General features: G+C 37.5%; 14 protein-coding genes. 2 read left to right on the forward strand and 12 right to left on the reverse strand.

Going from position 1 to position 17,660, the window contains the following annotated elements; genetic code table 11:
• Positions 1 to 123: 123 nt before the first annotated feature.
• From ACESSZ_RS00995 to htpG, 7 genes are all read right to left on the reverse strand, one after another.
• The gene (locus ACESSZ_RS00995) at positions 124 to 1,782 is read right to left on the reverse strand and encodes a diphosphate--fructose-6-phosphate 1-phosphotransferase (protein ID WP_008689162.1); all 1,659 of its coding nucleotides are present in this window, start codon (positions 1,780 to 1,782) and stop codon (positions 124 to 126) included.
• A 210-nt stretch (positions 1,783 to 1,992) separates the two neighbouring features.
• Complete coding sequence (locus ACESSZ_RS01000) at positions 1,993 to 2,610, reverse strand: hypothetical protein (protein WP_008689163.1); 618 nt, start codon at positions 2,608 to 2,610, stop codon at positions 1,993 to 1,995.
• A gap of 469 nt (positions 2,611 to 3,079) precedes the next feature.
• Positions 3,080 to 3,643, reverse strand: a complete 564-nt coding sequence (locus ACESSZ_RS01005; RefSeq protein ID WP_008689164.1) for a GNAT family N-acetyltransferase — start codon at positions 3,641 to 3,643, stop codon at positions 3,080 to 3,082.
• 689 nt (positions 3,644 to 4,332) lie between these two features.
• A complete protein-coding gene (locus tag ACESSZ_RS01010) occupies positions 4,333 to 4,653 on the reverse strand; it encodes a TfoX/Sxy family protein (RefSeq protein ID WP_008689165.1) in 321 nt (106 codons plus the stop codon).
• Between the two features lie 704 nt (positions 4,654 to 5,357).
• Positions 5,358 to 6,719, reverse strand: a complete 1,362-nt coding sequence (gene rlmD, locus ACESSZ_RS01015) for a 23S rRNA (uracil(1939)-C(5))-methyltransferase RlmD (RefSeq protein WP_008689166.1) — start codon at positions 6,717 to 6,719, stop codon at positions 5,358 to 5,360.
• Positions 6,713 to 7,327, reverse strand: coding sequence for an HAD family hydrolase (locus ACESSZ_RS01020; RefSeq protein WP_008689168.1), 615 nt, complete (start codon positions 7,325 to 7,327; stop codon positions 6,713 to 6,715). Before ACESSZ_RS01020 ends, rlmD begins: the two co-directional genes overlap by 7 nt.
• Before the next feature lie 175 nt (positions 7,328 to 7,502).
• Positions 7,503 to 9,437, reverse strand: coding sequence for a molecular chaperone HtpG (gene htpG, locus ACESSZ_RS01025; RefSeq protein WP_008689171.1), 1,935 nt, complete (start codon positions 9,435 to 9,437; stop codon positions 7,503 to 7,505).
• A 239-nt stretch (positions 9,438 to 9,676) separates the two neighbouring features.
• Between htpG and proB the strand changes: the two genes are divergently transcribed.
• Both proB and ACESSZ_RS01035 read left to right on the forward strand, forming a co-directional pair.
• Complete coding sequence (gene proB / locus ACESSZ_RS01030; protein ID WP_008689172.1) at positions 9,677 to 10,477, forward strand: glutamate 5-kinase; 801 nt, start codon at positions 9,677 to 9,679, stop codon at positions 10,475 to 10,477.
• Complete coding sequence (locus ACESSZ_RS01035) at positions 10,474 to 11,715, forward strand: glutamate-5-semialdehyde dehydrogenase (protein ID WP_008689173.1); 1,242 nt, start codon at positions 10,474 to 10,476, stop codon at positions 11,713 to 11,715. The genes proB and ACESSZ_RS01035 overlap by 4 nt, the downstream gene beginning before the upstream one ends.
• Positions 11,716 to 12,062: 347 nt before the next feature.
• On the opposite strand, the gene ACESSZ_RS01040 is transcribed toward ACESSZ_RS01035, so the two are convergent.
• The 5 genes from ACESSZ_RS01040 to ACESSZ_RS01060 form a co-directional block, all read right to left on the reverse strand.
• On the reverse strand, positions 12,063 to 13,019 hold the full coding sequence (locus ACESSZ_RS01040; protein WP_008689174.1) for a sodium:calcium antiporter: 957 nt from the start codon (positions 13,017 to 13,019) through the stop codon (positions 12,063 to 12,065).
• A 197-nt stretch (positions 13,020 to 13,216) separates the two neighbouring features.
• Positions 13,217 to 13,900 carry a ribonuclease III gene (rnc, locus tag ACESSZ_RS01045; RefSeq protein WP_008689175.1) on the reverse strand — a complete coding sequence of 228 codons (684 nt, stop codon included), beginning with the start codon at positions 13,898 to 13,900 and terminating at the stop codon, positions 13,217 to 13,219.
• Positions 13,901 to 14,065: 165 nt separating this feature from the next.
• Positions 14,066 to 16,075: an ATP-dependent DNA helicase RecG gene (gene recG / locus ACESSZ_RS01050; RefSeq protein ID WP_008689176.1), complete on the reverse strand. Its 2,010-nt coding sequence runs from the start codon at positions 16,073 to 16,075 to the stop codon at positions 14,066 to 14,068.
• Between the two features lie 139 nt (positions 16,076 to 16,214).
• Positions 16,215 to 16,745: a GNAT family N-acetyltransferase gene (locus ACESSZ_RS01055; RefSeq protein WP_008689177.1), complete on the reverse strand. Its 531-nt coding sequence runs from the start codon at positions 16,743 to 16,745 to the stop codon at positions 16,215 to 16,217.
• A 60-nt stretch (positions 16,746 to 16,805) separates the two neighbouring features.
• Positions 16,806 to 17,648, reverse strand: a complete 843-nt coding sequence (locus ACESSZ_RS01060; RefSeq protein WP_008689178.1) for a radical SAM/SPASM domain-containing protein — start codon at positions 17,646 to 17,648, stop codon at positions 16,806 to 16,808.
• Positions 17,649 to 17,660: the final 12 nt, after the last annotated feature.

Consider the following 17,660-nt stretch of genomic DNA (forward strand, 5'->3'; position numbering starts at 1 on the left):
GCTTTTTACATGTATCTGAAAACTTTTTATACACTATTTTTTCCATACACCACTTTTTTTACGAATACGTCCATTACGAAGGACTAACATTTCGCAAAATAGCAATCGTTTGACAATAACGTATTATTCTTGCTCAAGAGCAAGCGTTCTCGTAGTGATATCGCATACTTCAGCAGGTCCGTAATACTGGATAGCTCCTGGATAAACAAAGCAAGTTTCACTCGCCCATTCTTCTCTATGTGCTTCGAAGAATTTGAATGGTTTTCCATCAAGTTCAACTAAAGCCTTTCTGATAACTGGTTTATCTTCGCCATGACGTCTTTCTACGTTCATCATCTTCGTGATTGGCATACCACCGGCAACCCATTCGCTAGCTGGCTTAGAAAGATTAGAAATCTTTGATAAGTAGCCTGTATAACCATACTGGATCAACATAAATGCGTTATATCCTAATGAGTAGCAGTAGTCTGAATCGAAATTAGATGGGAATGCACATCTTCCTTCATATCCAAAGAAATGGTGAAGAGGATTAAATTTACCATTGTATGTACCGGCTTTTCTTCTCTCTTCTAATTTATCTTTTACTAAAGCAGAGAATAATTTTTCTGATTCGATCAAAGAAACCTGCACATTTCCATGTGGATCTCTTTCTAAGAATAACTGCTGCTGGATACCTTCTGGAAGGATTGCAAATACATCCATAGATGCTTTTGTTAAACCATTTTCGATGAAGGCATATTTTTCTTTCCAAGTTGCTAAAGCATTGAATGCTTCTGCTTTGCTGCCTGCTAATAATTCATTGATTTCCTGAATCAGTGCAGAGAATTCAGGAACGAATTCAACAACACCTTCTGGGATGATGGCAACACCAAAGTTCATGCCTTTCGCTGCACGTTTTTCAACAGAATCAGCGATATAATCAGCAATCTGTGATAATGACATCTTTTTCTCAGCTACTTCTTCAGAAATCAAGCAGATGTTTGGCTGTGTTTCAAGAGCACATTCCAAAGCTACATGAGATGCAGAACGTCCCATAACTTTGATGAAATGCCAGTATTTCTTTGCAGAGTTTGCATCTCTTTCAATGTTACCAATCAATTCACTGTATGTTTTTGTTGCTGTATCAAAACCAAAAGAACATTCAATATCTTCATTTTTAAGGTCACCATCAATAGTTTTAGGACAACCGATAACCTGAACACCTGTATTATTAGCTGCAAAATATTCTGCTAATACAGCTGCATTTGTATTAGAATCATCTCCACCGATAATAACGATAGCCGTGATACCATGTTTTTTACAAACTTCAGCAGCGATAGCAAACTGTTCATTTGTTTCCAGTTTTGTTCTGCCAGATCCGATAATATCAAATCCACCAGTGTTTCTGTATGCATTGATATATGCATCATCGAAAGTTAAATAATCATCTTCGATCAAACCACTAGGACCATTTTTAAATCCCAACAATACATTTTCTTTATTGGTTGCTTTTAATGCATCGTATAAACCACAGATAACGTTATGTCCACCTGGAGCCTGTCCTCCAGAAAGGATAACACCGACAACCTGTTTTTTTGCTTCAGATGTATTTGCTCCTTTTTGGAAAGTGATTTCCTTTTTACCATAAGTATTTGGGAAAAGTTCTTTGATCTTTTCTTGATCGGCTACACTTTGCGTTTCCTCACCTTCTACAACACAAATATCTGCAATACCGTTTCTTAGCATTCCTGGAAGTTTAGGTGCATACTCATATCTAGCTTTTTGTAGTGATGAAATTTCCATAATCATTCTCCTTTTCATTTATCTAATTACATCCTAAATTATAAGGCATTCACCTTAAAATGTAAACTACTAAAAGGTCATAAGTATGATTTTAAAGAGTCCAAGACAGATGTCCATGATAATCACTCATACTTCATTTAAAGAGATAGCTTTGAAACAAAAAAGCTTGTATGATATCTTGCTTATTCACAATCTTTGCTACCTTTAGATCTATTGCTTATTCATCCTTTTTTTGCAATATTCTTTTATAGCATCATGTATCCAAAGACCTTTATTACAGAATATACCTTCACCTTTATCTTTTAGATATTCTATTGCTTCTTGATATTGGGCATTGTAAGTCATTGATAGAGATACCCTTAGTTCTTCATGATATGGTTGATCACTTATATGAGCATAAAAATCATCTATTGTGACCTCATTCATAATCTGATTAAATTTTTCTAAATACAGATCCACATAGCTTTCCATTTCTTCGCTTGTCCACTCTTTTAGATAATCATAGTCTAAATATACTTCAACACCACTAACCGTGAATGCGCCGACAGCCCTTAAACTCAGTGGCTCTGTTTTATTGTTATCCATATGTAGACAATCCCATAATAAATCATCTATCCATAAGGGCTTGATTTTTACTCGTATACTGCAACAACATCTATCGTCAACTGTTTCTCTAACATCAATCATACATTCTATAAACAAATCATTTTTACTATACCAAATCATATAGTCTTTCTTCTTCATTTTGTATGCCTTGACTTTTTCCTTTAACATCCTTGGCAATGCTTTTTTTAATTCTCTTAGTTTTCTTTGTTGCTCTCGTTTCATATTCATTCTCCCAACATATCGTAATAGACTCATCTATGGTTATTCTTACCATATACGTTTCCTCATAAAACTTGTTAGTTATAAATACCTATTCATTCGTTTTTTAATTGTATCATGAAATCTCATTCCATTGATAGATAGTTTCTTTTTAATTATAAAAAGACAATCAATTTCTTATTTAAAATCAACTGTCTTTCCTATGTCTTATTCAATTTTATGTGTTAAATGAGTGCCTTTCAGTTAACACCCTGTTAAAAGCGGTTTTGCCTTGTAAATACAGCGTTTTCCGCTTAGTAGTGTATATTGTCTCTTGTTTTTTGTGCCCCCCTTGTTAGATAACGGGGGCTTGATAAGGCTCGCTACGCTCGCCAGCAAGCTGGCGTGGCGATATGTCTTACGACCGCCACCGCTGGCGGATCACTCCGTCGATTTGCAACATTTTGAGCGTATCTCCCATACAAACTGAGATTTATTGCTCTAACACGAAATATGAATCGTATTCTGTTCCGTCATGACCTATTAGTTTTTCTTCCGAGAGTTTAAAACCTAAGCTTCTCAATGCTGAAATGCGTTCCGTCGCTGATGTAATCCCTTTTGTGGCTATTTTATCACAGTGAAACAGTGTATATGTATGTTCAATTATCAACTTTAGAATTGAAACAATCTCACTTGCAATTTCATAATCACTCCGAATATCTAATCTAAGTAAACCACAATTTGTAAAATAATCATCAGCTTCTCTGTGGAAAAGCTCTATCGTACCTATCGCTTCATTCGTTGCCTTTGAAACAATCGTCCAACGGACAAATCCTTGTCTCTTATACTCCCAAAGCCAGTATTCAATTGCCTGCCCCATTCTGTTTTCAGTTGTATAATGAAAATCATCTTCACCACAATTATCACTATTAAAAAAAGGTACAGATTTCTCATCAGAATAAACTTTTAACAAATCTGCTTTATCCTCCTTGTTTGTTAATCTTAACATATAATATTCATTCTCATAGTTAGGACAATTTTTATATACATCAACCATTTTGTTAATCCCCCTTGATAAATTCCAATTTGCCTTTACTTGTATTATACCATGCTGTTATAAACATTGTCATTTCTTTTCTACTTTTGAAAAGTTACTTCTCAGTCCATGATTTGTAAAGGGTGCTATATAGCATTGCTTACGCAATAAGCCCTTGACAAACCATAGCCCGATAAGTGTAGAGTAATCAAGCAGAAATGAAATAGTCTGCTGTTTCACGATATAGAAAAAGACGCTCTTTTTCAAGCGTCGTTCTTCCATAACTCTGCATTTCTTTGTATAAGTCGTTACATCAGGCTCTTTCGTTTGTTGTAATTTCGTTGTAATTTTCTTTATTTTTCTTCTGCTGTTTTGTCGATAGACACTGTATTTATGCGGATTTTCTAAATTTTTTATCCGTTTTTCGTATTATAAAAGTAGGAAAAATATCCTAGTGATAAGAAAATTAATCAAATTATAAAATGTAGTTTGCATGTATGAACTAGAAATAACATTAATTTTCATAATCAACGCTAGTTTATTATGAAAAGGTAATATAACTTTTATCCATCGACAGGTTTTTCTTTTTAACTTTTCTCAATACTCTTTTCATTTTAACCAACGAGAGTTTGAAAACAGGGTTCTGTTCATAGGGGAACAGGTAATGCCATATATTGTAATAGAAATCAATTCTGCAAATCGAGGTTGTTCTATTTATTCTTTTTGGGTTTTGGATTTGGCAATTCATCATACATGGCATCAAATAAGCCAGTCAAGTAATCCTCGTCGTCAACATCATCAACAAGTAACATCTCTTTTGCTCCTTCATATGGCAATTCATGCACAGCATTTGGCATATATGAAATGGCTGATTTTACTGGTTTCACGAGTAATCGATCATCATATATTCCGCCGACAATCTTGCCCTTATAATAGAGTATAAATTCTCCCATCATTGCTCTATATGATACTTCTTCCAACTCATATAACTGCCCTAAAATAAATTCTAAATATTCTTTGCTCGATGCCATAATTTCCTCCTCAAATTCTAATTTCATATTCATTACCTACAAATGACTGACCGTGCCATTTCCGATGAGAAGATTTTCTCCTGTGGAAGTCAAAATCCCGTGCAGATGCTTTGCCCAATCTTCCATTGTCATAGGCACTTCTCGTTCTGCTTATCTTTCCACAAAATCAGGATATCCGGAAACAAGCTGTTCCATTGCTTGAAGATTGTAAATGGCATCTCCCTTGCCACTTCACGATTTTCTTCTTTTTGAACCTATCGGAATTTTTGACAAGTTGAATTTTCATTCAGTTCGCCTTCACCATAAATATGCTTAATGTGTTCTACAACATTAGTTCGTGAAGTCTGAAACAAGTCTGCCATCTGTTGTTGCGTAAGCCACACCGTTTCATCTTGCAGGAGGTGACCCATTTGGGTTGTGACTTGAGATAATCAATCATCTCCTAAATTCGTTCTTTTTCCTGCCTAGTAATTCACGTTGGCAACCATCGCTGATATTCTGGGCAAAGATAAGTCTACTGTCGCAAAAGAAATAAAACTTCACCGTACAGAATGCCTTTAGAACGCTCTTCTTATTCTTCATACTTGCTTCACACCCATAAAATCAGTCTTTCCAAGAAAACATTATATACATATATAGAAAATAATATTTTCAAGAATATAGGTATCGACATTTCCACATTACCTTCGCTAGACAAGAGAACCCTACTTTTCTTTTCTTGACATCAATACGATACTTTCCACATGAAACGTATTCGGAAACATATCGACACCATACAGTACATCCCCCACATAGCCATATTTTTGAAACAGCTGCAAATCGCGTAACTGCGTTTGTGGATTACAAGAAATATACAGCACCTTTTTAGGACGAATGGTCGCAACACTGCGAATAAACGCTTCACTACTGCCTGAGCGCGGTGGATCTAAGATTACAACATCCAAACGTTCTTTTTTCGCAGCCATCTTCTGCATGAACTTACCGGCATCATCGCAAACAAAACGAATATTACGAATTTGATTCAACTTCGCATTATTCTTAGCATCCTCCACTGCATCCTTATTCAGCTCCACACCAATGACCTGCTTAGCAAACTGTGCTGCATACATGCCAATCGTTCCAATCCCACAATAGGCATCTAAAACCGTTTCTTTGCCTGTCAACTGTAACAGCTCCATACCTTTTTTATACAACACTTCACATTGCTCATGATTAATCTGATAGAAAGATTTTGCCGATATGCGAAACTGTAAGCCACATAAGGTATCTTCAATATAACCCGGACCATATAAAATACGTTCCTGTTCACCTAAGACAATGCTCGTCTTACGTGTATTCACATTTTGTACAATGGTCGTTATCTGCGGATGCTTTTTCAATAGCTCCTGCACAAATGCCTTACGTGCTGGGAATACCTGCTGATTGATGACCAGTACCACCATGATCTGCTTACTAAGCATACCATAACGTATGACAACATGACGAAGTAACCCTTTTCGCTTATCCTCATCATAAGGTTCAATGCGCAGCTTTATCATCAATGCCGTAATCGTATGTAAGATAGCATCACAGATTTCCGGATGCAGCAAGCATTGTTCATAAGGGATAATATGATGTGAAAATTCTTCATAAAAGCCTGCCTGCAGTTTCCCTTGTTTATCCTTTTGAAAACCAATGATCATCTTATTGCGATAATGATATGGGTGTTTCATTGTGGCAATTTCCTCTGCCTTGATGTGCAACTGTTTGTTTTTTGCACACAACTTCTGTAAGTAGGATAGCTTCTGGTGCTTTTGCCCCTGCGCACTCATGTGCATTAAATGACAGCTGCCACAACGCTCATAAATTCCACAAACCGGTTTTATGCGTTCCTTATCTTTCTGAAGAATTTCGATAACATTTGCACTATAACCTTCTTTCAAACGCTTTTGTATTTTCACCTTAACTTTTTCTTTCGCCAATACATGACGTACAAACACCTTATCCTTGCCAGCCATCAAAATACCATTGCTGGATTCATCTAAATAAGCAATCGTTCCGGTTAGGATTTGTCCACTTCTTAACATACCTTCTCTCCTTCCAGCAATTCTTTTAGTTCCTGTAAAGCTGTCTGAATATCACAAACAACGATTCCTTGCATACCTAAGGAACAAGCTTTTTCAATATTTTGTACTCCATCATCTAGAAATACACAAGTTGCCGGTTCTAAATGATAGCGTTGCAGCAGCTCTTCATACATCGCCGCATCTGGTTTGATGGTATGCAGCTCATAAGATAATACCGCACCATCTGCATAGGCAAAGAAATCCTGCGTCTTTTTCAGATAATCTGCGCTATCCTGACTGATATTTGATAACAAATAGATGCCATAGCCTTGCTGTTTTAACTCCTTCATACAAGCTAAGGTTTCCGGAATTGGTTCCATCAGCTTTAGCCAATGTGTCAGCATATGATCCATTTCTTCATGATACTGTGGATACGCCTGATGATAGATCTCATACAGATCCTTTCGCAACAGAATACCTGCATCATACTGTGACCAAGCCTCATGTGAAAACATCAGTTCACATAAGGTACGCGTTTTGGTTTCTTCTTTAAAATACTTTAGAAAATAAGTATAAGGGTCAAATGTCACTAAAACATTCCCGATATCGAAAATAATATTTTGTATCATCGCTAAAGCCTCCATCATGCTCTCATTATACTATAGTCCACAAGGTGAAGAAAGCAAAATTGTCTATCCCCGACATATCTTTTCACAGACGAAAAAAGACTGGTCTTGTGTTTCCCCACACAGCCAGTCTTCTTCTAAATAATACTTTCTTAATGATTCACTCTTATCGACGATCTTAATTTGCTGCTTTAACCATAAACTCACAGATTTTTCTTGAGAATTCTGCTGGATCATCAATTGGGAATCCTTCAATCAACAATGCCTGATCATACAGTAATTGTGCATAATCCTTTACCGCATCTTTATCTTTCGCATACACATTTTGTAAGGCGGTAAAGATTGGATGGCTAGGATTGATTTCCAGTATTCTTGTGGCTTTCATGCCGTATGGATTGCCATCTGGCATTGCGCTTAACACCTTTTCCATCTCAAAGGACATACCTTCATCGGCACTTAAGCATACCGGATCATCTACTAAACGTGTACTCAGTTTGACTTCTTTGACTTTTTCACCTAAAGCCTCTTTTAAGCCATCAAGCATATCCTTGCTTTCTTCAGCCTTCTTTTCCAGTTCCTTCTTTTCTTCTTCACTATCTAAGTCTAAATCTCCCTGTGAGATATTCTTAAAGTTCTTTTCCTTATAGTTCATCAAAGACTGTAAGACAAATTCGTCCACATTATCTGTCAAATACAAGATTTCATAGCCTTTCTCTTTGACCTTTTTAACAATTGGCAACTGGTCAATCTTTTCTACCTTGTCACCACTGACAAAGTAAATATCTTTTTGCCCTTCTTCCATATGGTTGATATACTCGTCCAGTGTAATCAATTTCTTTTCCTTGCTGGAATAGAACATTAATAAATCCTGCAGCAATTCTTTATGTGCGCCAAAATCATTGTATACACCAAACTTGATCTGTACGCCAAAGTTCTGCCAGAATTTCTCATATTCTTCACGTTCGTTTTTCAGCATCAGCAACAGTTCTGATTTGATTTTCTTTTCAATACGGTTTGCAATAACTTTTAACTGACGATCATGCTGCAACATCTCACGGGAAATGTTCAAAGACAGATCCTGAGAATCTACCAAACCTTTCACAAAACGGAAATGCTCCGGCAGTAGTTCTTCTGCATTATCCATGATAAAGACACCGCGGCTATACAGCTGTAAACCTTTCTTATAATCCTGTGAATAGTAATTCATTGGTGTCTTACCTGGAATGAACAATAAGCTGGTAAAGGATACCGCACCCTCTACACTGAAATGGATGACTTTTTGGGGATCGGTATAGTCATTAAACTTACTCTTATAGAAGTCATTGTATTCCTCTTCCGTGATCTTTGCTTTTTCACGTTTCCACAATGGAATCATAGAGTTCAATGTTTTTTCTTCCATCACAGTTTCATATTTTGGTTCTTTTTCTTCTTCGCCTTCTTTTGTTTCCTCTTCCACACGGCGCTGTTCTTCCACCATCATCTGAATAGGATAACGGATATAGTCAGAATATTTTTTGATCAGACGTTCAATTTCATACTGCTGCATGTATTCATCATAGTTTTCATCATCACTGTTCTCTTTCAGATATAAAGTGATTTCAGTACCACAGCTATCCTTTTCACATGGTTCAATCGTATAGCCATCAACTGCATTGGAACTCCAGATATAAGCTTCTTCACTGCCATATTTCTTTGAGATGACATCAACTTTTTGAGCAACCATGAAAGCGGAGTAGAAACCAACACCGAACTGTCCGATGATATCTACATCATCCTGTTTTTCCTCTTCTTCTAATTCCTGCTTGAAGGCCAAAGAGCCACTCTTCGCAATTGTTCCTAAGTTTTCTTCCAGCTCTTCTTTATCCATACCTAAACCATTATCACGAATGGTTAAGGTACGAGCTTCCTTATTTACTTCCAGATAAATGTGGAACTTATCGCGTTCGACATCGCTCAGATTTTCACTTAAAGATTTATAGTATAATTTATCGATTGCGTCACTCGCATTGGAAATCAATTCACGTAAGAAAATTTCTTTATGCGTGTAGATAGAATTGATCATTAAATCTAACAGACGTTTTGATTCTGCCTTAAACTGTTTCTTTCTAGCCATTGCAAATTACCTCCCATTTAGCACTCTTTTACTAAGTCTGCTAATAGTATAAATCTTTTCTTTAGCACTGTCAACACCCTAGTGCTAAAAAATCTTGCTTCTCTACATGCAGGTGGCAAGGAATCGTATATGGGGTTGTCCTTTTTGTTTTGTTCTATCTAAGTAACTAAGAAATGTTTGCTTGTTTTCTGTTTCTCGTCTATAATATAAGAAACAATTTACAAAGGGGTTGTAAAAAAATGAAAGAAATGAAAGATGTGCGCAGAATTGTTGTGAAGGTAGGCTCTTCCACCTTAACCCATCCACAAGGAGGACTTCACTTTCAGAAGATTGATCAGCTTGCCATGGTATTGAGTGATATCAAAAATAGTGGCAAAGATGTCATCTTAGTGAGTAGTGGTGCTGTGAGTGCCGGTGTTGCGAAATTGCAAATGCGTCATCGCCCCACTTTGATGAAAGAAAAGCAAGCAGCAGCTTCCGTAGGACAGAGTGAATTGATGTTTATCTATGATAAATTCTTTTCCCAATACGGTCAAACCATTGCACAGCTGCTGTTAACAAAAACCATAACCCATAATGAAACTTTACGAATAAATGCCGTTAATACGTTAGAAACGCTGTTATCTTATGGTGTCATTCCGATCGTCAATGAAAATGACAGTGTCGCAACGGATGAAATTGCCTATGGTGATAATGATACGCTAAGTGCCGTGACTGCTTATCTTACAAATGCCGATTTACTTATTTTGCTATCTGATATTGATGGCTTGTATGATGATAATCCTACCCTTCATCCAAATGCCAAGCTGATTCCTGTCGTCAATCACATCAGCGAAGAAATTCAGGCAATGGCAAAGGGCGCCGGCAGTAAGCATGGAACCGGTGGTATGGTGACAAAACTATATGCTGCACAATATGCTGGTGAACATGGTATTCCGATGATCATTGCCAATGGCAAGCAACCATCAATTTTATATCATATCTTAAAAAATACGTATCGTGGTACGTTATTTGATTTAAAAAAGGAGGAGAATTTATGACGTTAGAACAATTGGCACAGAAAACAAAAGCTGCTTCCACCGCAATCATGAATGCGGATACAAAACGCAAAAATCAGCTCTTAGCAACCATCGCAAAAGGTTTAGAAGAACATATGGCAACCATTTTAAAGGCGAATCAAAAGGATGTCGAAACAGGCAAAGTGAATGGCATGCCAGCTGGTTTGTTAGATCGCATGATGTTGAATGAAGAACGCATGAAACAGATGATCAAAGGCATTGAACAGGTTATCGCCTTACCTGATCCAATTGGCGAAATACGTGCTATGCATACAAATGAAAATGGTTTACAAATTGGTAAGATGCGTGTCGCCTTAGGGGTTGTCGGGATGATTTATGAAGCTCGTCCAAATGTTACCGTAGATGCGGCCATTCTTTGTTTAAAAGCAGGCAATGCCGTTATGTTAAGAGGTTCTAAGGATATTTTGGAATCAAATAAGAAACTCGTTGCCATCATGCAGGAAGCACTTATGAGATGTGGCTTTGATAAATATACCATTGCTTTATTAGAAGACACCTCCCATGCATGTGCAACGGCATTCATGCAATTAAATGGCTATTTAGATGTCTTAATTCCCCGTGGTGGTGCCGGACTGATTCATAATACGATGCAGCATGCAACCGTTCCGGTATTAGAAACCGGTACCGGCAACTGTCATGTTTATATCGACGCGGATGCTGATCTGCAAAAAGCGATGGATATTGTTATTAATGCGAAGACTTCTCGCACGTCGGTATGCAATGCCTGTGAAAGTATTTTGATCCATCGCGGCATTCGTGACAGCTTCATTCGCTCTTTATTGCAAGAATTATCAAAGTATAATGTTAAGATTCATGGCGATATGACCATTTGTGAGTTGCATCAAGAATGCATTCCGACAACCCAAGAGGACTATTACAAGGAATATTTGGACATGGAGGTTTCGATAAAAATGGTAAACAGCTTAGCCGAAGCCATAGCCCATATCAACACTTGCAGCACGCATCATAGTGAAACGATCGTATCTGAGAATTATACGAATGTGAAAAAGTTTTTAAAAGAAATTGACAGTGCCTGCGTGTACGCCAATGCCTCCACAAGATTTTCCGATGGCTTTGCATTTGGCTTAGGTGCCGAAATCGGTATCAGTACCCAAAAGCTGCATGCCCGCGGGCCGATGGGATTAGAAGCTTTAACGAGTGAGAAATATATCATTCTCGGTGATGGACAAGTTCGCTGATGAACGTAACAAGAAATATGCAATTTTCGACAATTTTCACGCAAAATCATCCAAATAGTTTCACAAAATTTCAAAATACTTCTATAAGGAATGAATTTCTTTTTCTATCCATCCTACACATAATACGAAACATTTAAAAAAGTTATAAAGAGCTCTAATGCAAACAAAGAACTATTTCAATAAATGAAGAGAATTTGCCTTATGAAATACGCTCAAAAAGATACCATCAAAAAGGAAGGACTATAACCTATGCCTATGCATACTGACATGTCAAAACGTAGTCCTTCCTTTTTTAATATTTTTAAATTTTTTATGTGCCAACAGTTCTGCTAAGTATAAATTCTCTTCTACATGGATAAGGCGATACTCAGCACGTAAGATACTAAGATCAACACACTACATAACAATACTGCTCCGCGATGTTTTTTTCCATAAATAACACCTAATGTTGCCAGCATGGAAAATGCCCCAAAACCTAACAAGTTCAAAACTTGTGGCTCATTCACATAAATACCACCCTTGACATAAAGCACATCCGCAAAGCATAAAATGATAAAATTAAACAAATTGCTTCCCACAATATTGCCAAAAGAAGCATTAAAGTTCCCAATACGTACCAAATTAATGGAAGCACTCAACTCAGGTAATGAAGTTGCCACTCCAAGGAAGATAGCACCAGCCACCGTAGCTCCCAACTGCAATTCATTCGCAATCTTATCTGTTACTTGGGTTAATAAGATACTTACAACAACCAAAGCAACACTGAAGATGATAAAACGCAAAGCAATTTGTTTTACTGTTAATGAAATATACACATCCTCCACATTGTCTCCACTTTCATCATGTTTCATGAACTTCACATTCACAAGATAAACAATCAGAATGAGAACCGACATCAAATTTACCTTTAAAAAGCCAATTCCTAGTTCATAAGGATAAAAAATGGCTATAAAGACACAGGCGTACATGACGATGCCATACCATAACGTCTTAGAATGGGAATTTGACAGTGTTGCACGTTGATAGCGTTTGCTGGTAAACAGCATCAATCCGCCAATCACACAAAGGTTAAAGATATTAGAGCCAAGCACATTCCCCTGCACCAGATCAGGCTGATCTAATGCCAACACAGCAGTTAATGAAGTGAATAGTTCAGGCAGTGAGGTGACTGCTGCCAGCATGACTCCCCCGATAAAAGCGCCGGATAAATTGGTCTTTTTATCCAGGCAATCCACATAATAGGATAGTCGGACAGACAAATAAACAACCAGGATCGCTAATACCAGATATTCAATATATATCATACATTCGTTTCCTTTCTTATTTTCAGCTTTTTTATGATACCTTCCCTTACGAAAGAAGTCAATAGCCTTTCTGGGAAAACACCATCCGTTTCCGGCTTGTAATCATTCTTGTAAAAAAACAGAAACACTTTAGGTTTCTATTTCATGATTTATCCTTTTTTAGTCGTAGGAACACGTTTACTAAATCACCTACAAAGTTATTTCACCATTTTTTCAAAAGCATCCTTGGCAGCCATTTGCTCAGCCCGCTTTTTGGAAAAACCCTTTCCTCTTCCTAACGTGATATCATCCAACATCACAGCTACTTCAAATTCCGGCTTATTGCTAGGTCCTGACACATGAATGGTTTCATAGTGGACCGTCTTGCGTGAATCGGATTGGATATATTCTTGTAATTTTGTTTTATAGTCAATGACCTTCTCACTTTTTGGTTGTGTGATGGCTGGCGTAAGTACCTCTTCTAAAATAACATTAATGCTGTCCATCCCGGAATCTAAATAGATAGCACCTAATACTGCTTCAAACATATCCGCCAGTATGGAATCACGTTCTCTACCACCAGTCTTTTCTTCTCCTACCCCAAGCAAAAGATAACGACCTAAGCCTAATTTGCGATTATATTCCGCTAAAGCCTCCTCACATACCAATTGTGCACGCAAGGTGGTCATCTGCCCTTCACTTAATTCCGGTGTCAATTTAAACAACTTGGTTGTTGACCATAACTGTAAAACCGCATCCCCCATAAATTCTAAACGCTCATTATCGTGGGCAAAGGTCTTATGTTCATTCACATAAGAAGAATGAACCAGTGCCTGACGTATTAATTCCTTATCTGTATATGGAATTTTTTTGCTTTCTAACCAATCAAAAATCGTATTCATATCATTTCTCCTTCTTATATACCCTATTTAAAGTCACCTTTGCTTTTCATGAGTATGATCTTTCCTTTTATTAGTAAGCAATCACGAATCCCTTATCTAAAACGAAACATCATACCAACTGCCATTGTATGATCAAAAGCGCGGTCACACCGCTATTATATCACACTAATCCAAATATGTGGCACGCGCAATGGTCATATCAATATAATTTTTTATCTGTTCATAACCAGGATCATGGATGTGCTTTAATAATGCTTGTGCATCTTCTCTGGCAACCTCTAAAATATTTGCATCTTGAATAACATCCCCTAAAATAAATCCCGGAACACCACTTTGCCGTGTCCCTAAGATATCTCCCGGACCTCGCAATGCCAGATCATAACGCGCAATCACAAAGCCATCATTTGTTTTCTCACAAACCTTTAAACGCTGTAGGCTATCTGGATCTTTTGAATCACTTAATAAAAAACAATACCCCGGTTGACTGCCGCGTCCCACACGTCCGCGGAGCTGGTGAATTTGACTCAAACCAAAACGATGTGCATCATAAATAACCATTATATTGGCATTAGCGACATCCACACCCACCTCAATAACCGTTGTTGATACTAAGATTTGCAAATCCCCCTCTACAAATGCTTTCATTACAGCATCTTTCTCTTGCGCACTCATTTTTCCATGGAGCAAGCCTATCTGATAACGTCTTCCTAAGGAAGCCTGCATGCCTTGATAGATATCTGTGACATTACGCATCTCATAATCTTCATTTTTCTCAATGGCCGGGCAGACAACATAACACTGATTGCCTTCATCAATTTTCTCTAACACAAAATCTAAAATACTACTCATGGATCTTGCGTGCACCAGCTTTGTCGTGATTTTTTGACGTCCAGATGGCAATGTCTGAATCGTGGATACATCCATGTCGCCATACAAAGAAATGGCTAATGTTCGCGGTATTGGTGTAGCACTCATCAATAAGAAATCAACCTTATCCCCTTTTTCTAACATTTTCTTTCGCTGGGCAACCCCAAAACGATGCTGTTCATCCGCCACGACCATACCCAAATCATGAAACTCTACACCTTCTTGAAACAAGGCATGCGTTCCTACAAGAATATCAATTTCATTTCGCGCTAAACGCTCTAAAATATCTTTTTTCTCTTGTGTCTTTAAGCTGGCATACAATACCTCAACCTGAATTTCATAATCGTGAAAGATTTTCTTCAAATTGTTTCCATGCTGTTTCGCTAGGATTTCCGTCGGTGCTAAAAAAGCTGCCTGCTTATGTGCTAATACACAGGCATACATGCCAAAAGCCGCCACCAAGGTCTTTCCACAGCCTACATCTCCCTGCACCATACGATACATGATGTGATCACTCTTCAAATCGGCTAAAATCTCTTCGATTGTTTTGATTTGATCCTCGGTCAAAGAGAAAGCTAAGGTTTTTTGCAGATCCATGACTTCCTCATTATCAAATCGCTTTTCATGTCCATGTACCACTTCTTTTTCCTGTACCTTTAAAGCTTGCATCGTGATTTGGAATTTTAAAAACTCTTCATATTTTAAATGGCGCAGGCTCTGTTTTACCGCCTCCATATTTTTGGGATGATGGATGAAATACAAGGCCTGCGAACGAGAAATTAAGCGATACTTCTGTAAGTATTCCATGGGCAGAAATTCTTTAATGCTTTCTTGTTGCGCCAGCCATGCCTTATCAATGTATTTACGGATATCTTTTTGACTGATTCCCTCTTTTACATTATATACCGGGAAAATACCAAGCTGTTCCTGTAATGGCTGAAAATTATATTGCAATGCCGTCATCCGTGAACCACCTTCATATTTAGCGATAAGTGTAATTGTTTTTCCTACCGTAAACGCTGATATCCAAGGGCGATTAAAGATAGCGATATCCAATTCTTCCTCTTCATATAGAAGTTTAAATTTTGTGACACTCTGTTTGCCTTTCAAGCGTATTACTCTGGCACGATTTAAAATCACACCTTCCAATGCGATCCGATCTTCTTTTTGCCATTCCTTACGTGGTTTCGTTTCTACGCTTTCATAACGAAACGGATAATACGTTAAAAGATCCATGGCATTTTCAATTCCCATGGTATGCAAAAGTGCTCTTTTTTTCTCTGATATCCGCAGTTCCTTCAGTTCCATATGTCACACCCTAACTGATTTTCATTATATAATAGGTTTTGAAAACATTCAAACAGAAATATCCTTCCCCTTTACGATCGTATCGCACAATAGCATTTCTTCTTATTATCTTTATCTATCTTCATCTTATCCTTATCTTTTATAAAAGTGATGTTTCCATCATCCTTACCTGATACTTCCCCATATCCATTTCTTCTTTCGTAAAATGAAATCCCAACTTTGTCCAAAACTTTTCGGCCACGACATTTCCCTTAATGCAGCCCAAACGCGCATACTTAGCAGAAAAACACTGATGCAACAGCGTCTTCATCAATGTTTGGGCAAACATCGTACCTTGATACTTTTTGTGAATCATAAACCATCCGATATACAAACAATCTTCATTGGGATAGCCAACAATAGCATCCAAAAAACCTAACAATTCCTCCTGGTGATAAAAACCAAGAAAGTACTTATCCTGCATGCTTTTCCCCATAGGTAAAGCAGTTAAATCTTCTTTCAATGAAGCTTTCGTTGGTTTGCTTTTCATACAAGCAAAATAATAGGGATTGCTGATACAGATGGCATACATAGCATCTATATCTTTTTCACTCAGTTTACAAACCTTAATACCATCCTGATACGGTGGAATCGTTATTATGCTTTGAAAACAATGCTCTTTATTTTTCATGATATACCTCCATTGGCCATTTTTTTAGTTTCTCGTTATTCGCTTTACTTTCCTAAGATATCATAGAAATCTTAAGCGATACGTGCAATGCTGACACAACGCTTCCTCTACTTGATGCTTTTGAAAGCCCTCCAACATCTTTAAACAGCGTTTCGATGATAAGATTTCTTCCAAAGGGGTCTCAAATAAATTCCCCAAAGCAATATCTCCTTTACTGTCTAAACAGCATGGCACTAGTGTACCATCCACCAATACCCCACACATGCTTTTCATACCTAAACAACTTCCTGTCTTCGACACAAAAGGATTCATCAAAGAAGGCCAAGTAAAGATATTCTCAAAATGCAGATGAATATGATCCGCTAAATCAAAACGATGCATTCGCTTAATCATCACATCTTCTAAGTTCTTCTGATATTGTTTTACTACGGTCGTTAACAGTGTTTGTGTTTCTTTGCTTAACTTTTCATCTTGTATGCTCCATAAACGATAGTTCACATGTATACCACAGGCTGCTAGCTTTTCCGCACATTCCCATATCGTCTCTAAATATCGTGGTTGTTCATGCTGAGGAAAGCTGTGCAAGGAGATATTTAATTGTCGGATACATTGGGAAGCACATAAAGCATCCACTTGTTTTTTTAATAAAGTTCCATTTGTCGTCAGGATGACCTCCATATCATTCGCTTTGCATATCTGTAAAAAAGCGGGAAGATCTGGATGGGACAGCGGTTCCCCTAATACATGCAGATAAACATGTCTTGTGACACTGCGTACCTCCTGAATGACATGCGTAAATTCTTGTATATTCATCCTGCGTGGCTGTCGCTGATTTTGAATACAGAAGCTGCAGGCAAGATTACAAGTGTTGGTAATTTCGATATAGACTCTCTTAAATCGCATAAACGCTCCTTT

Source organism: Eubacterium sp. 3_1_31 (assembly GCF_964249515.1).
Taxonomy (GTDB): domain Bacteria; phylum Bacillota_I; class Bacilli_A; order Erysipelotrichales; family Erysipelotrichaceae; genus Longicatena; species Longicatena caecimuris.

Coding starts and splice junctions, on each gene's coding strand:
- ACESSZ_RS00995 (WP_008689162.1), bottom strand. CDS start 1,782: ATGGAAATTTCATCACTACAAAAAGCTAGATATGAGTATGCACCTAAA.
- ACESSZ_RS01000 (WP_008689163.1), bottom strand. CDS start 2,610: ATGAAACGAGAGCAACAAAGAAAACTAAGAGAATTAAAAAAAGCATTG.
- ACESSZ_RS01005 (WP_008689164.1), bottom strand. CDS start 3,643: ATGGTTGATGTATATAAAAATTGTCCTAACTATGAGAATGAATATTAT.
- ACESSZ_RS01010 (WP_008689165.1), bottom strand. CDS start 4,653: ATGGCATCGAGCAAAGAATATTTAGAATTTATTTTAGGGCAGTTATAT.
- rlmD (WP_008689166.1), bottom strand. CDS start 6,719: ATGTTAAGAAGTGGACAAATCCTAACCGGAACGATTGCTTATTTAGAT.
- ACESSZ_RS01020 (WP_008689168.1), bottom strand. CDS start 7,327: ATGATACAAAATATTATTTTCGATATCGGGAATGTTTTAGTGACATTT.
- htpG (WP_008689171.1), bottom strand. CDS start 9,437: ATGGCTAGAAAGAAACAGTTTAAGGCAGAATCAAAACGTCTGTTAGAT.
- proB (WP_008689172.1), top strand. CDS start 9,677: ATGAAAGAAATGAAAGATGTGCGCAGAATTGTTGTGAAGGTAGGCTCT.
- ACESSZ_RS01035 (WP_008689173.1), top strand. CDS start 10,474: ATGACGTTAGAACAATTGGCACAGAAAACAAAAGCTGCTTCCACCGCA.
- ACESSZ_RS01040 (WP_008689174.1), bottom strand. CDS start 13,019: ATGATATATATTGAATATCTGGTATTAGCGATCCTGGTTGTTTATTTG.
- rnc (WP_008689175.1), bottom strand. CDS start 13,900: ATGAATACGATTTTTGATTGGTTAGAAAGCAAAAAAATTCCATATACA.
- recG (WP_008689176.1), bottom strand. CDS start 16,075: ATGGAACTGAAGGAACTGCGGATATCAGAGAAAAAAAGAGCACTTTTG.
- ACESSZ_RS01055 (WP_008689177.1), bottom strand. CDS start 16,745: ATGAAAAATAAAGAGCATTGTTTTCAAAGCATAATAACGATTCCACCG.
- ACESSZ_RS01060 (WP_008689178.1), bottom strand. CDS start 17,648: ATGCGATTTAAGAGAGTCTATATCGAAATTACCAACACTTGTAATCTT.